The following is a 15663-nucleotide window of genomic DNA, read 5'->3' on the forward strand; positions in this document are numbered from 1 at the left end:
CCGCACCATCATCCCTCTCCCCGTGGGAGAGGGCAGGGTGAGGGCATCAGGCCGCAGCGGAACCAAACCTACCCCAGCACCGCCACCGTCAGCCGCGAACTGCAACACAGCTGATCGCGACTATTGCGTATCTCAATCTGCCAGCTCTGATTGCGCGCCCCCAGATGCAGCGGACGACAAACACCGCGCACCTCGCCGCTGCTCACCGCCCGATGATGGCTGGCGCTCACCTCAATGCCCACCACGCTTTTACCTTCTTCCACGCTCAGGTAACCGGCAATGGACCCCATCGACTCCGCCAGCACCACCGACGCGCCGCCGTGCAGCAGGCCAAACGGCTGCTGCGTGCGGTTGTCTACCGGCATGGTGGCCTCCAGATAATCGTCACCGATCGCGGTAAACACGATGCCCAGATGCGCCACCAGCGAGTTATCGCCCAGCTGATTCAGCGTGGCGAGATCCACCGTACGTTTCCAGATTGCCATGCCTCAGGCTCCCAGCGTTGCGCCACCGTCCACCACAATATCCTGCAGCACCACGTGGCTGGCAAGATCCGAGGCCAAAAACAGGATGTTGTTCACGATCTCCTGCGGCTGGGCGATCTTACGCAGCGGGATCCCCAGTTTGTACTGATCCGGGAAACCGTTGATCATCTCCTGCTCGGCTTCCGGCGTATGCCACAGGCTGCGCTGCATATCGGTATCGGTTGATCCCGGTGAGACAATATTGCAGCGCACGCCATACGGTGCCATCTCAAGGCCAACCGTCTGGCACAGGCTGCGCAGTGCTGCTTTGGACGCGCCATAGGCTGACATGCCAAGGCGCGGGGCGTGCGCGGCGTTAGAGGCGATGGTGACAATCGCGCCAGCGCGCTGCTGGCGGAAGACCGGCAGCGTCTGCTGGAACAGGTTAAACGCGCCGCCGGCGTTGACGGCGAGGCACGCCTGCCAGTCATCAAACGACAGCGCATCGGTGCTGCCGATGCGCAGAATGCCCGCGCCGTTCACCAGGATATCCAGCCGCGGCTGGCTGGCCAGCAGTGACTGACAGCAATCGCGCACCGCAGCGCTGTCGGCGACGTCCAGCTGGCAGGTGGTAAACGGATAGTCATCCTGGCCAAAGTGCAAATCAAAACCGGTCACCTGCGCACCGGCCTGATGGAACGCCAGTGCGGTGTGGTAGCCGATGCCTTTGCCGGCACCGGTTACCCAGACAATTTTTCCGCTGAAATCAAAACAGGCGCTCATTATGCTGGCACCCGTGACAGCAGCGCCCACCAGCCATCAATGCTGGGGTTTTTCGCCAGGCTGATGAAGTCGATATCGCTGTGCACCTGACGCCAGCGCGCTGCCAGCGCCATCACGCGCACCGAATCCAGTCCATAATCGATCAGGTTTTCATCATCTTCCGGTACGTCATCATCTTCCAGCAGCGGCAGAATCAGCGCGCGCAGCGCGTCCTTGCTCTGTGGCAGCGGCATCAGGTCGGCGGTCATCACCACCTTGCCACTGCGGCCTGCGGTGTAGGTCAGCGCCATCATATGCTCGTCGCGCGAGAAGTCGGCCAGCGCATCGGCCACCATGAACGGCTGGATGTTACGCATGAAGGCGTCGGTGGCGGTGGTCAGGCAGCCGATGTGGGCATACACGCCAGTAATGATCAGCTGATCGCGGCCCATCTCCTGCAGGATAGATTCCAGTGGCGAGCGTACGAACGCGCTGTAACGCCATTTAGTCAGCACCTGATCGTCCTGATCCGGCGCCAGCGCGTCGACGATCTTCTGCTGATCCGGATGTTTGTTCAGCCCCGGTCCCCACATATCATTCAGCAGCGCGCGATCCTCATCGCTTTGCTGGTTGGGCTGGGCGGTATAGAACACCGGAATGCCCTGCGCTTTGCAGTAAGCGCGCAGGCGGGCAATGTTCTCCACCACCTGATTCACCAGCGGGCTGTCTTCGCCCCAGAAGTTGAGGAAATAGGCCTGCATATCGTGAATCAGCAGCGCCGCGCGCTGCGGCTCCAGCGCCCATTGTACTTTGTTAGCCGGCAGCTCAGTGGCGGCGGGCAGCGCATAAGACGTCAGTTTTGGAATAGCCATTACAATCTCCGGAAAAAATCAGGCTTGCGTCTGCTCAGCAAGCTGTTGGCGTAAACGTTTTTTATCCACTTTGCCCACCGGGGTAAGCGGCAGGGCGTCGACGCAGGTAATACGGTCGGGAAGTTTGAATTCGGCAATGCCCAGCTCGCGCAGATGGCGGCGCAGCGCGACCGGTTTCACCGGCTGGCGCGCCACAATGAAGGCACAGCTCTTTTCACCCATCAGCTCGTCATGCATGGACACCAGCGCAGCGTGGATCACATCCGGATGGCGCAGCAGCAGGTTTTCAATCTCTTCTGCGGCGATCTTCTCGCCGCCGCGGTTGATCTGATCCTTTTCGCGTCCCTGTACGGTGATGTAACCCTGAGCGTTGATCTCAATCAGATCGCCTGAGCAGTAAAAACCGTCAGCGTCGAAGCTGGCGGCATTGTGCTCCGGGCTGTTGTAGTAGCCCCGGAAGGTGTAAGGGCCGCGCGTCATCAGGCGACCCACCTGGCCTGGCGGCAGCGGATTGCCGTTCTCGTCGGCCACCCACACTTCGTCATCTTCCGAAATCGGACGCCCCTGGGTAGTCAGAATGGTTTGCTCGTCATCGCCGAAGCGCGTGTAGTTAACCAGCCCTTCCGCCATGCCAAACACCTGCTGCAGCTGGCAGCCGATTTCACGCTGAATGCGTGCGGCCAGCGTTTCTCCCAGTTTGGCTCCGCCCACCTGGATGCGCTGCAGCGAGGCCAGCGCTGTGTTGCTGCCCCACTCCTGAATTGCCTGCAACCACAGGCTGACCGCCGGCGGCACCAGTCCGGTATCGGTCACCTGGTGCTGCTCAATCAGCGGGAAACAGAGCGTGGCGCTGGGATCCGCGGCGAGAATCACCTGGCCACCGGCATAGAACACCCCGAGTGAACCGGGGGAACTCATGGCGAAGTTATGCGGCGCGGGCAGGGCGATCAGATAGCGCGTGTCGGCGTTGATATGGCAAATCTCGTCGCTGGCGCGGATGCTGTAGTAGTAGTCGTTGTGGGTGCGCGGAATCAGCTTCGGCGTGCCGGTGCTGCCGCCGGAGAGCTGGAAAAACGCCACTTCATCGGCGGCCGTCGGTGTCGCGACAAAATCGCCAGCCGCTTCATCCTGCAGCGACGCCAGCGTATTTTCCGCCTGCGCGTCGTTACGCAGGATCACCTGCTGCAGCGTGGGCTGCGCCTCGCACAGCGTGGCGATGAAGTCGTCGCTGGCAAACAGCGCGTGCTGGCGATCGGCGATCAGCAGTTTCGGTGCAATCTGCTGCGCATAGGCCAGCAGTTCAGTGCGCTGATGGCTGAACAGCGCGTACACCGGGACCACGCCCAGCTTAAACAGGGCAAACAGCGTAACGTAAAAGTCCGCCACGTTGCCGAGCTGCACCAGCGCCGTGTCACCGCGTTGTAAACCGCGCCGCTGCAGCGCTGCCGCCAGATTATCACTGCGCTGCGCCAGCTGGCGGTAGCTAAGCTGCAGCGGGCCGTCGATCACGGCGATAGCGTCGTTTTCGCGATGGCGGTCGATGATGTCGGTCAGCGGCACGTCGATCCAGTAGCCTTTTTCGCGATAGCGCGCGGCCAGATGTGCCGGCCAGCGGCTGAAGGGAATGCTCATGCTTGTTCCTTTATTGCAGTCCAAAAGCGCGCAACATGGTGTCCAGCTTCACACCCGTTTCGCGCCATTCTGATTCCGGTTGCGAGTCGGCGACGATGCCAGCGCCGGCAAACAGCCGCACGCGCGTGCCGTTTACCGTTCCGCAGCGAATGGTTACCACCCATTCGCCGTTGCCTTCGCTGTCGCACCAGCCGACGATGCCGCCAAACAGCTGGCGATCAAAGGGTTCGAGCTGCTGAATCAGCTGCTGCGCGCGGGCGTGCGGGAAGCCGCTCAGGGCCGGGGTTGGGTGCAGCAGCGCCGCCAGCGACAGCGCGTTTTCGCGCTCATCCTGCACTTCGCCATCGATTTGCGTCGCCAGATGCCACAGCGTGGCGGTGGTGATCAGCGACGGCACGGTAGGCACCGACAGCAGGCGGCTACGCGGCTGCAGCGTGCTGCGCATCGCGTCGGTCACCAGCTGATGTTCGTGGCGATCTTTGGCTGACGCCATCAGGGTGTTACCTGCCGCGCGATCGGCGCTGGCGTCGTCATGATGGCGGCGTGCCGAGCCGGCCAGCGGGCAGGAGGAGAAATCGCGCCCCTGTTTACGCAGCATCAGTTCCGGGCTGGCGCCCACCAGCGCGCCGCCTTCCGCCAGCGGCAGATGGAAATGGTAGCTATTGGGATTTTGCGCGATCACGCGCTGCATCAGCGCGGCGGTATCCACCGGCTGCTCCGTGACGATATCCATCAGGCGCGACAGCACCACTTTGTCCGGATCGCCGCGCTGGATGGTGGCAACGGCGTCGGCCACCATGCGGGTAAATACCGCGTGATCCGGCACTGCCGTCCGCCGCCGCACTGCCGGCAGATCGCTCTGCTGCGCCGGCAGCGCACGTTGCAGGTCGGCGCGATTAAAGCTCTGCCAGGATTCGGGTATGAACAGAGATGCTGGCTGGCTGACGTCAAACGGAATCGCGCCCACCAGCAGCGGATTGGCGATCCCCTGCTTTTTCGCCGCGGCAAAGTGCTGGCGCAACTGCTGTTGAAAGTCGCCCTGCAGCAGCGCGGCATCGCCTACCGGCGTGTTGATCGTGGTATAGCAACCCTGGGTGGCCAGGCTGCGCCATGGCGAGGTGAAGAGGAAGCCGCGGCACAGCGCGGAAAAATCCTTCAGCCAGGCATTTTCAAACGTGGAGCTTTCCACCATAATTTTCACCTATAAATGATAAGATTATTAAGAATGATTATCATTTTTATTATGGCTCTGTAACCTACGTCGAAAGGGGCAAAGAGTCAATCCATTCGCGGGATTTACCGTGCTGTCAGACGTAAGCGGCGGCTGACGCCGGGCCAGGCATTAAGCTAAAAGGTGGATCAAAACTTATGAATAAATGCGGTTTATGGGGCATGGCTGTCCTGTTGTTCATTTTCCAGTCGCTGTCAGGGACAGCGCGGGCCGACCAGGGCTGGCCGCGCAGCGTACAGGGCGCGACCGGAACGGTAACGCTTCACCAGGCACCACAACGCATTGTCTCCACCAGCGTCACGCTGACCGGCTCGCTGCTGGCGATTGACGCGCCGGTCATCGCCTCAGGCGCGACCGCACCGAAAAGCCGCCTGGCCGACGATCAGGGCTTCTTCCGTCAGTGGGGCGAGGTGGCAAAGCAGCGCCACGTTAAGCGGCTGTATATTGGTGAACCGAGCGCCGAGGCGATTGCGGCGCAAGCCCCGGATCTGATCATCGTCAGCGCCACCGGTAATGACTCCGCCCTGAAGCTGGTCAGTCAGCTGTCCGCCATTGCCCCCACGCTGGTGGTCAACTACGACGATAAGAGCTGGCAGGATGTGGTTACGCTGCTGGGGCAGGCCACCGGCCATGAAGCACAGGCGGCGCAGCGCGTAAAAGAGTTCGACGATCGCGAAGCGGCGCTGAAGCAAGCCATTACGCTGCCACCGCAGCCGGTCTCTGCGATGGTATGGAACGGTGAAGGCCGGGCGGTGAATCTGTGGACCGCCGCATCGGCGCAGGGCAAACTGCTGCAGCAGCTCGGTTTTACCCTGGCGCAGCCGCCGGCCGGCACGCAACAGGGGCACAGCATGGGCCAGCGTAAAGACATTATTCAGCTCTCGGGCGAGAATCTTGCCGCCAGCCTGACCGGCCACAGCTTCCTGCTGTTTGCCGGTGATGACAAAACCGCGCAGTCAGTGCTGAGCAACCCGTTCCTGGCGCAAAACGCGGCGGTGCGCGATAAGCAGGTCTATGCGCTGGGTATCGACACTTTCCGCCTGGATTACTACAGCGCCAGCAATCTGCTGACGCGTCTGCATCAGCTGTTCGTCAAATCATGATGTTTGCTGCGCCAGCACGGGCGCGGGCGCCTGATAGCGCCGTAATCCTTTCATCATCAGCCACATCATGACGCCAAGCAGTGTCGCGGCACAGCCAAACGCCGCGGCAGCCTGCGCCGGCAGCAGCCACGAACCGAGGGCACCAATCAGCGCGGCGCCGAGGGCATCGCCGCACACGTTCTGCGCCGTCCACAGGCTGTTGATGCGGCCCAGCAGATGATCCGGCGTCAGCAACTGAATCATTGCGTACTGCACCAGGCTGTTGATGGCACTGAAATAGCCGAAGCCCGCCAGACACAGCAGCGCCAGCCACAGCGTCGGCATCAGGCTGAACAGGCCCAGGGCGACGAAACCGGCCACGGCGCTGCCCAGCACCAGCCGGCCCGGGCGCGCTGCCTGTTTCAGCCTGCCACTGGTAAATGCGCCCACGGCGGCACCGAGCGGCACGGCAGCGTACAGCATACCGAGCTGGTCGGCGCTGACTGACCAGTGCGGTGCCAGCGCCGGGTACAGCACGCGGATGGCGCTGGCCAGCGTCACCAGCGCACCGGTCAGCGCCACCATGCCGACCAGCGGGCTGGCAAACAGGAACTGCACGCCGGTTGCCAGCGCCCGCAGCGGATGTTCGCGCGGCTGCGGAGGCGGGGGCAGCGCAGGCAGCTTCAGCAGCGTCAGCACCGTCAGCAGCGTGCCGAAGGCGGTCAGTCCGTAATTCCACAGTACGCCGCCGTGCGCGATCACCACACCAGCAATTGCCGGCGATAAAATCGAGCCGAAGCGCACCGTCAGCATGGTAATGGCACCGGCCTGCATGATGTTTTCGCGTCCCACCAGCGCTGGCGTAGCGGCCAGCAGCGCCGTGACGCCAATCGCGCCAAAAAAGCCGTCCCACAAGCCCAGCAGATAGACCGCCAGCAGCGAAGGCGCGGGCAGCGCGGCATTTATCGCCAGCGCGACAAAGCCCAGCCCGCAGGTGGTGCGGGCAAACAGGATCAACGTCTTACGCTCATAGCGATCGGCCAGCACGCCGCCGGTCAGCAGGCCAGTAAACATGCCGGCAGCGGACAGTGTGACGGCGAGGCCCACCAGCAGCGGTGAATGGGTCATCTGCTGAATCTGCACCGGCACGGCAACGGCCAGCATGCCGAGCGCCACAATCGAGATAAAACGCGCAATAAACACCGCGCGAAACGCCGCGTGGGTTTTCAGCAGTGAGAGATCGATAAAGTGAGAGGGTTTGTTCATTGTTTCGCCTTTTTGCACCAATTTTCCTCATCATCCGCGAGGCGACTCATGGTAACATAGGCAAACGCGAGTAATAACGATAACAAATATCATTATCACATTACGTTGCACCGCAACGAGGTCGAACAGTGAAGGTTTAGAACGCTATGCGCCAGATCCGTGCATTAGCAGGCTCAGGGATTCTGCTTTTGCTCCTCATGGCGCTCAGTCTGATGCTGGGTGCCAAATCAATACCGCTTTCCGATGTGTATCACGCTCTCACCGCCTCCTGCTCCAGCGCGGAGTGCATCATCGTGCGCGATGCGCGCCTGCCGCGCACGCTGGCCGGTCTGCTGGCGGGTGTGGCGCTGGGGCTGGCGGGCGCGCTGATGCAGAGCCTGACGCGTAATCCGCTGGCCGAGCCGGGCATTCTGGGCGTGAACGCCGGTGCCGGTTTTGCCATCGTGCTCGGCATCGCGCTGCTGGGGGCGGACTCCCCGCTGCAGTGGCTGACGCTGGCCTTCAGCGGCGCACTGCTGGCGGCGCTGCTGATGACGGTGATTGGCGCGATGGGCGGCGGGCGCGTCAATCCGGTGCGTCTGACGCTGGCGGGCGTGGCGCTGGCGGCGGTACTGGAGGGCTTAACCTCCGGCCTGTCGCTGCTCAATCCGGACATTTACGATCACCTGCGCTTCTGGCAGAGCGGCTCGCTGGATATCCGCGATTTCAGCGTGTTGCGCACCCTGAGCCCGGCGGTGCTGGCCGGTGCGGCGCTGGCGCTGGGGCTGGCGCAATCGCTGAACAGCCTGAGCATGGGCGGCGATATGGCGGCGGCGCTGGGCACGCGCGTGGTGCGCACCCAACTGCTGGGCCTGCTGGCGATTGCCTTACTGAGCGGCGCGGCGACTGCCGCCGTCGGACCGATCGCTTTTATCGGCCTGATGACGCCGCATTTTGCCCGCTGGCTGGTGGGCAACGATCACCGCTGGCTGCTGCCGGCGACGGCGCTGATCACCCCGGCGCTGCTGCTGGCGGCGGATATTCTGGGGCGGATGATGGTGGCAGGCGAACTGCGTGTCTCAATTGTGACCGCCATCCTTGGCGCGCCGATGCTGATTTTGCTGGTGCGGCGCCAGCGCGGGCGAGGTGGATTATGACGCGGCGCGCCTGGTTGCATGGCGGCTGGCTGCTATTAGCGTGTGCGCTGCTGACGTGGCTGGCGCTGACGCGCGGTGCGCTGCCGATTACGGCGGAGCAGGTGTGGCAGGCGCTGCGCGGGCAGGGGGCCGCTAATATGCAGCTGATTGTGGTGGAGTGGCGGCTGCCGCGCGTGCTGATGGCGCTGCTGATCGGTGCGGCGCTGGGTGTCAGCGGGGCGATTTTTCAGTCGCTGCTGCGCAACCCGCTCGGCAGCCCGGATATTCTCGGCTTCAATACCGGCGCTTACAGCGGTGTGCTGGTGGCGCTGGTGCTGTTCAATCAAAGTATTACCGCGATGACCGGGGCCGCGCTGATCGGCGGTATCGCGACGGCTGCGCTGGTGTACCTGTTTGCCTGGCGCAACGGGGTGGAAACGTTTCGGTTAATCATCGTGGGCATTAGCGTGCGCGCGCTGCTGATGGCGCTCAATGCCTGGCTGATTATCAGCGCTTCGCTGGAGTCGGCGCTCAGCGCCGGGCTGTGGAGCGCCGGCTCGCTCAACGGCATCACCTGGGCGAAAACGCCGCCGGTGGTGACGGTGCTGCTGCTGTCGCTGCTGCTGGTGGCGCTGTTAACGCGCCGCATGCGTCTGCTGGAGATGGGCGACGACACCGCCTGCGCGCTCGGCGTGCCGGTGGAGCGCAGCCGCCTGTGGCTGATGCTGCTGGGCGTGCTATTGACCGCGGCGTCCACCGCGCTGGCGGGGCCGATCTCGTTCGTGGCGCTGCTGGCACCGCAGATTGCGCGCCGGCTGTGCGGCGGGGAAAAAGGCGCGTTATGGCTGGCGGCGCTGTGCGGCGCGCTGCTGTTGTGCGCCGCCGATTATGCCGCGCAGCATCTGTTCCTGCCTTATCAACTGCCGGTGGGCGTGATCACCGTCAGCCTGGGCGGACTCTATCTGATTGCGTTACTGGTGCGGGAGGCGCGACGCCAATGATCGATATTCCTTCACGGCTGTATGGCGAAGGCCTGACGCTGGGTTATGACAAAAAAGTGGTGGCGGAAAATCTCTCGGTGGCGATTCCGCAAGGGGAGCTGACCGTGATTATCGGCCCTAACGCCTGCGGTAAATCCACCCTGCTGCGTACCCTCAGCCGCCTGCAGGCACCGCTAAAAGGTGACGTACTGCTGGACGGCGAGGCGATTGCACGTTATCCCACCAAAGAGGTAGCGCGCCGTCTTGGCCTGCTGCCGCAGAGTTCAAACGCCCCGGCGGGTATCAGCGTGAGCGAGCTGGTGGCGCGCGGACGTTATCCGCATCAGTCACTGTTTGGCCGCTGGCGCGCGGAGGATGAAGCGGCGGTACAGCAGGCGATGCTGGCCACCGGCGTGGCGGACCTGGCGCAACAGGCGGTCGATACCCTGTCCGGCGGGCAGCGTCAGCGCGTATGGATCGCCATGGTGCTGGCACAGCAGACGCCGCTGCTGCTGCTGGATGAGCCCACCACCTGGCTGGATATTACCCACCAGATTGAGTTGCTTGAGCTGATGCAGACGCTCAATCAGCAGCATGGCCGCACGCTGGTGGTGGTGCTGCACGACCTTAATCATGCCTGCCGCTACGCCACCCATCTGATCGCCATGCGTCACGGGAAGATCATTGCCGAGGGCAAGCCTGGCGAGATTGTGACGCCGGCGCTGATTGAGCAGGTGTACGGATTACGCTGTGTGATTGTTGAAGATCCGGTGGCGCATACGCCAATGATCGTGCCGCTGGGGCGCGGGCGCTAAGGCGGAAGAAAGGGCTGTGGTGTAAACGTTTTCTGCCATACGGTTCCCTCTCCCGCCGGGAGAGGGTTAGAGTGAGGGCAAAACCGCTACGCCAGCAACTGCTGCAACAGTGGCCCGATCTGCTCAAACATGCGAGGCGAGATAATCTCGACGTGGGCGCAATCCATCGGCCACACCGTCAGCTCACCGACATAGGGCGCCCAGGCGCGGCGCGCATCCTGGCCTGGCTGCTGCGTCTGTTCGGCGAGGAACAGCGTAGCGCGGCCGCCGAAGCGTGCGCTGCGCGCCGTGGCCAGCAGACGCACCGAGCTGGCGTAGTTGGCTTCGATGGTATCGAACATGGCCTGCATCTCTTCACCGGCCTGATGGCGCTGCGCGGCGATAAACTGTTCGCGCTCGCGATTCACCTCCTCCAGCACCGCCGGATCCAGCACATTCTCGCCGCGCTTCTCATCCCAGTTCTGCGTTTCCGGCGGCCAGGTGTCGAGCAGGCCAAGGAAGGCGACCTCTTCACCCGCTGCTTCCAGCCGGGCAGCAATGCCCTGCGCCAGCGTACCGCCCAGCGAGTAGCCGAGGAAATAGTATGGCCCGTGCGGTTGTACCTCGCGCAGCGTGCGCAAATGCGCCTCACAGACCTCATCGAGGTGCGCGCTCTGATTCAGCGGTCCCTGCGTGTCAGGCGACTGAATGCCGACCAGTGACCAGCGTGGGTCAAGATAACGCTGTAGCACGCTGAACTGCCAGGCGAAGCCGGACGCCGGGTGGAAGCAGAACAGCGTCGGTCCGCTGCCTTTACGCAGCGGCAGCACCGCTTCAAAGCCCGCCTGCTGATGGGATTGTCCATCGCTCAGCAGCGCCGCCAGTTTTTCCACCGTCGGGGCGATCATGATCTGCCCGACCGAAACCGGCAGCTGGAGCTCGCGGCGCAGCTGCGCAGCCAGGCGCATCGCCAGCAGCGAATGGCCACCGAGCGCAAAGAAATCATCCTGCGCACCGATCGTGTCGCAGGCCAGCAGGCGGCAGAACGCTGCGGCCAGCGTGCTCTCTAAACCGGGCAGTGGCGCGCGCCCCTGGCGCTGCGTGGTGCTCTGCGGCAGCGGCAGCGCTTTGCGATCCAGTTTGCCGTTGCTGCTGAGCGGCAGCGCCTCCAGCTGGACGATGGCTACCGGCACCATGTGTGCCGGTAGCTGCTGTGCCAGCACGTGACGCAGCGCGTCGCCATCCACCGGCTGAGGCGCAACCACGTAGCCCACCAGCTGACGCGCATCGCCCTGTGCCGCCGCACTGCCCAGCACCACCGCATGCGTCACCGCCTGCTCAATGCCGGGCTGGGCGCACAGCGCATGATCGATTTCGTTCAGCTCAATGCGCTGACCGCGGATCTTCAGCTGGTCATCGCTGCGCCCGAGATACTCCACCGCACCGTTGTCCAGCCAGCGCGCTACGTCGCCGGTCAGGTACATGCGCTCGCCAGCGGCGTACGGGTCGGCGATAAAGCGGCTGGCGGTCAGCTCCGGCCGGTTGAGATAGCCGTGCGCCAGCTGAATGCCGGTAAGATAGAGATCGCCGGCCACGCCCGGCGGCACCGGCTGCATTTGCGCATCAAGAATGCGCAGGCCGGTGTTCCACACCGGGAAGCCGATCGGTACGCTCGGGCCATCGACGGCCGCCAGCGCCGCGCCATACGCCGGATACCAGCTGACATCAACGGCCGCTTCGGTCGGCCCATACAAATTGTGCAGCGGCACGCGGGTCAATGTTTCCCAGCTGCGCGACAGATCGGTGGGCAATGCTTCACCGCTGCAGAACACGTTGCGCAGGCTGGCGCAGCACGCTATCGCGGCGGGGTGGTCGAGCGCCGCGACAAAGGCCGCCAGCATCGAGGGTACGAAATGCGTGGTGGTGACTTTGTAGCGGGCAAACAGTTGCTGTAAGGCTTCCGGATCGCGGTGTGCATCCGGCGGCGCCATCACCAGCTGCGCGCCGACCAGCAGCGGCCAGAAGAACTCCCACACCGAGACATCAAAGCTGCTCGGCGTTTTCTGCAGCACTACGTCATCCGCCTGCAGCGGATAACGATCCTGCATCCACAGCAGGCGATTAACGATCGCCTGATGACCGACCAGCACGCCTTTCGGCCGGCCGGTAGAGCCGGAGGTATAGATGATGTACGCGCCATCCTGCGGCGTCGGCGCGCTGGCCGGTGCCGGTGCATGTTCGGCATTGTACAGGGTGTCAAAGTGCAGCTGACTGATCGGCGCGATGGCGCGGAAGCGGGCACTGAGCGCGGCAGCGGTAATCAGCGTTTTGGGCGCGGCGTCTTCCAGCATCAGCTGGAGCCGCTCGTCCGGATAGCCGGTATCCAGCGGTAGATAAGCGGCCCCGAGCGTCACAATCGCCTGCAGCGCCAGCGACAGCTGCACCGAACGCGGCAGCGCCACGGCGACGATATCACCCCGCTGCACGCCGGCCGCACTGAGATCGGCTGCCAGCGCGAATACCTGCTGCTGCATCTGGCGATAGTTCAGCTGGTGCTGCGCATCGGCCAGCGCCGGTGCGTCCGGGGTGCGCTGCGCCTGCTGCGCCAGCAGCGACGCCAGGGTTTCCGCTGGCAGCGGATGGGCAGTCTGATTGATGGCCGCAATCTGCTGCTGCTCCGCTGGCGTCAGCAGATCCAGCTCGCCCAGCGCGCGCTGCGGCTGCGCGGCCAGCTGGCTGAGCAGCAGAGCAAAGCGGCTGGCATGGCGCTGCAGCGTCTCGGCAGCATAGCGCTGCGCGTTCGCCAGCAGCTCCAGCGTCAGATCGCCGTGCTCGCTGAGGTAAATCGCGATTTCCAGATCGCGCACCGGGCCGGAGGCCAGCTGATGCGTGATGCCTTCAATGCCGGCGAAATCAAGCTGGTAGTCAAACATCTTCAGGTTGATCACCGGACCATACAGCGGATCGCTATCGCCGAGGCGGCCGAGATCGCGCTGCACCTGTTCAGCATCGTAGCGCTGATGACGGCGCATTTTTTTCACTTCCGCGGCCAGCTGAGCGGCGAGATCGCCGAGCGTTTGTCCCGGCTGATAATGCACCGCCATTGGCAGCACGTTGATCACCGGACCGGTGGCGCACAGCGCGGCGGAGCCGATGCGGCGCATGAAGATGAAGCCGGCAGCAAAATCATTTTGTCCGCTGAGGCGAGCCAGCCACAGCGCTACCAGCGCAAAGGCCAGATCGGCGGCGCTGTGCTGTGGATGCTGGCTGGTCAGCGTCTGGAAGCGGTGACGATCCAGCGTAACGCTGTGGCGCAGCAGATCGGTGCTGGCGCTCTGACCGGCCAGCGGCAGCGGCGACAGCGAGGCGGGCGCGGGCAGGGCGCGGCCTTTTTCGCGCCAGAATTCGCCGTCACGGGTGTAAGACGCCGATTGCTGATAGCGCTGATACTCGTCAACCACGGCGCTGAACGGAATAAACGGTGTCGGCTCAGGCGGCTGCTGCTGCACGGCGGCGCTGTACAGATTGGCGATGCGGCGCGTCAGCGCGGTAAAGCTGAAGCCATCCACCACCAGATGGTGATAGCGCTGATACCAGAACCAGTGCTGCTCGCCGAGGCGGAACAGACGATGGTGCCACAGCGGTGCGCCACTCAGCACACGCAGGTCACCCTGCATATCGGCACGCATCAGGGCGCGTGCGGCGGCAGCGGCATCCGCTTCGCCGCGCAGATCAACGATGTCTGGCAGGCTGAAGGTCTGCGGCTGCGGCCACTGTAGCGGCTCGCCGTCGATTTCGCCGAACGCCATATTCAGGGTATCGGCTTCCTGCATGCCGTCGACGATGGCCTGCGCCAGCAGCGCGCTGTTGATGTCGCCGCGCAGCTCGATAAAGTGCGCGACCGCGTAAGCGTTGTGATGGCGGCTGAGCTGGTCGGCGATCCAGATGCCAGGCTGCGCCGCCACCAGCGGCAGAGTTTGTTGGTCAATCATAGTGTCGTTCATCAGAGAATTTACTGTCGCTCCGGTTCACGTCTGGCGTGATGAATGAATTTGGATTGCGCCACAAAGCTTGCAGACCGTCGAGCAGACCACCGCGCCAGCACAGCGCGTCATGGCCGCCCTCTACCGACTGGTAATGCACCTGATAGCCGGCAGCGGTAAGTTGTTGTTGTAATTGTTGATTGGCTTGCAGAATCAGGCCTTCACGCTGGCCAGCCTCCAGCCAGAAACGCAGCGGCTGGCGAGGTGCCAGGCCATGGTCCAGCGCCTGCAACAGCCAGCCATGCGGGTTACCGCGTTCGGGCCACCAGAAGGAGCCGGACAGGCTGAGCGCATTACCAAAGGTGTGGGGAAAGTGCAGTGCGGCAAACACCGCGGCCAGACCGCCGAAGCTTTGTCCGGCGACCAGCGTGCGCGCCGGCTGCGCATCGTACGGCATCCAGCGTGCCACCTGCGGCAACAGCTCCTGCTGCACTGCCTGCCAGAATTGCGGATTACATGGCAGCTCGCGGCTGCGGTGTTCGCGATCGATGATGTCGATAAACAGGTAGACCGCCGGCGGCAGCTTGCCCGCGGCGGTCAGCTGCTGCAGCGGGCCGGCGATCGGCATCTGCTGCGCCCAGAACTGACCATCGAGCAGTATCGCCAGCGGACGCGGGCCGTGCTGTGCCTCGCCTGTGGCGTACAGCCACACCCGGCGACGATTGCCGAGCAGCGCGCTGTCCCACTGCTGCTCCTGCAGCGTCAGCGCCGGGGCGCGGCCCTCATCCACCGCACGCCACACCTGCTGGTCGGGCGCGTCAGGCAGGTGCAGCGGTGACACGCCCATGCCGCGTCCGCCGGACCAGCTGCGCAGCGGATTGAGCGCATCGGCCTGCGCGGCAGGGAATTTTTCGCGCCACCAGTGGCGCAGCGCATGCATATCAGGCTCGCCGCTGAAATCGCTGGCCTGCCGATCCGGCATCAGGCAGTAGCTGCCGCGCCAGTGTGACGGCAGCACGGTTTGCCAGTACCAGACATCGCTACTGGCGACGCGCATCAGCGATTGCGGCGGGCGCCGCTGATGGTGATCGGTCACGCCGGTGATGTTGATCCACACGCGCTGGGTGTGGGAGGTGGTTTCACTGCCTTGCGGATCGCGCCAGAAGAAGGTCACCAGACAGGTGCCATCCTGCTGCGGCTCAATGCGCGGAATGCCCTGAGTCTGTTGCTCCTGCCACCAGGCTTCGCTACCAATTCCATCATTTCGCCAGGTCATAGGGGCTGCCAGTCGCCGTCTGTACGGGGAGATTTACATAGGATTGATAAATAATACTATTGATAATTATTTGCATTTGCAATAGGGTGACTGCGCTCAAAATGAGCACGCACGTTCCGTCTGGCACCCGGTAAGTCATGGGATTCAGCAAAGGATGGCCCTGCCAGGTGTGAACGGCTGCGCGATAAAGACAGGGATCTTCTCAC

Annotated in this window: 12 protein-coding genes; 4 read left to right on the forward strand and 8 right to left on the reverse strand. The window is 63.5% G+C overall.

Features of this window, described 5'->3' with window-relative positions:
* Nucleotides 1-68: 68 nt before the first annotated feature.
* The 5 genes from C1Y43_RS09110 to C1Y43_RS09130 are packed head-to-tail and all read right to left on the reverse strand — an operon-like array spanning nt 69 to nt 4919.
* A complete protein-coding gene (locus C1Y43_RS09110) occupies nt 69-485 on the reverse strand; it encodes a hotdog fold thioesterase (protein WP_058774892.1) in 417 nt (138 codons plus the stop codon).
* A 3-nt stretch (nt 486-488) separates the two neighbouring features.
* Nucleotides 489-1247 carry a 2,3-dihydro-2,3-dihydroxybenzoate dehydrogenase gene (gene dhbA / locus C1Y43_RS09115; RefSeq protein WP_104188004.1) on the reverse strand — a complete coding sequence of 253 codons (759 nt, stop codon included), beginning with the start codon at nt 1245-1247 and terminating at the stop codon, nt 489-491.
* Nucleotides 1247-2098 carry an isochorismatase family protein gene (locus C1Y43_RS09120; protein WP_088516019.1) on the reverse strand — a complete coding sequence of 284 codons (852 nt, stop codon included), beginning with the start codon at nt 2096-2098 and terminating at the stop codon, nt 1247-1249. Before C1Y43_RS09120 ends, dhbA begins: the two co-directional genes overlap by 1 nt.
* Before the next feature lie 18 nt (nt 2099-2116).
* Nucleotides 2117-3730 (reverse strand): (2,3-dihydroxybenzoyl)adenylate synthase, encoded by a 1614-nt coding sequence (locus tag C1Y43_RS09125; protein ID WP_104188006.1) that lies wholly within the window; start codon nt 3728-3730, stop codon nt 2117-2119.
* Between the two features lie 10 nt (nt 3731-3740).
* Nucleotides 3741-4919, reverse strand: a complete 1179-nt coding sequence (locus C1Y43_RS09130) for an isochorismate synthase (protein WP_369974309.1) — start codon at nt 4917-4919, stop codon at nt 3741-3743.
* A gap of 179 nt (nt 4920-5098) precedes the next feature.
* Here C1Y43_RS09130 and fepB point away from each other — a divergent pair, with 179 nt between their 5' ends.
* Complete coding sequence (fepB, locus tag C1Y43_RS09135) at nt 5099-6064, forward strand: Fe2+-enterobactin ABC transporter substrate-binding protein (protein ID WP_058774890.1); 966 nt, start codon at nt 5099-5101, stop codon at nt 6062-6064.
* On the opposite strand, the gene entS is transcribed toward fepB, so the two are convergent.
* Nucleotides 6059-7309 carry an enterobactin transporter EntS gene (entS, locus tag C1Y43_RS09140; protein WP_104188008.1) on the reverse strand — a complete coding sequence of 417 codons (1251 nt, stop codon included), beginning with the start codon at nt 7307-7309 and terminating at the stop codon, nt 6059-6061. The genes fepB and entS overlap by 6 nt on opposite strands.
* A gap of 146 nt (nt 7310-7455) precedes the next feature.
* Here entS and fepD point away from each other — a divergent pair, with 146 nt between their 5' ends.
* From fepD to C1Y43_RS09155, 3 genes are read left to right on the forward strand one after another with little or no spacing between them, the layout of a single operon-like run.
* Complete coding sequence (gene fepD, locus C1Y43_RS09145; protein ID WP_058759585.1) at nt 7456-8445, forward strand: Fe(3+)-siderophore ABC transporter permease; 990 nt, start codon at nt 7456-7458, stop codon at nt 8443-8445.
* The gene (fepG, locus tag C1Y43_RS09150; protein ID WP_104188010.1) at nt 8442-9425 is read left to right on the forward strand and encodes an iron-enterobactin ABC transporter permease; all 984 of its coding nucleotides are present in this window, start codon (nt 8442-8444) and stop codon (nt 9423-9425) included. Before fepD ends, fepG begins: the two co-directional genes overlap by 4 nt.
* Entirely contained in the window at nt 9422-10219 is a 798-nt protein-coding gene (locus C1Y43_RS09155) for an ATP-binding cassette domain-containing protein (protein WP_058780378.1), read from the forward strand. Before fepG ends, C1Y43_RS09155 begins: the two co-directional genes overlap by 4 nt.
* An 86-nt stretch (nt 10220-10305) precedes the next feature.
* On the opposite strand, the gene C1Y43_RS09160 is transcribed toward C1Y43_RS09155, so the two are convergent.
* Together C1Y43_RS09160 and fes are read right to left on the reverse strand one after the other, a co-directional pair.
* A complete protein-coding gene (locus C1Y43_RS09160) occupies nt 10306-14190 on the reverse strand; it encodes an enterobactin synthase subunit F (RefSeq protein WP_233209824.1) in 3885 nt (1294 codons plus the stop codon).
* On the reverse strand, nt 14183-15457 hold the full coding sequence (gene fes, locus C1Y43_RS09165) for an enterochelin esterase (protein WP_104188014.1): 1275 nt from the start codon (nt 15455-15457) through the stop codon (nt 14183-14185). Before fes ends, C1Y43_RS09160 begins: the two co-directional genes overlap by 8 nt.
* Nucleotides 15458-15663 lie beyond the last annotated feature (206 nt).

Source organism: Pantoea sp. ICBG 828, assembly GCF_002928355.1.
GTDB lineage: Bacteria > Pseudomonadota > Gammaproteobacteria > Enterobacterales > Enterobacteriaceae > Pantoea > Pantoea dispersa.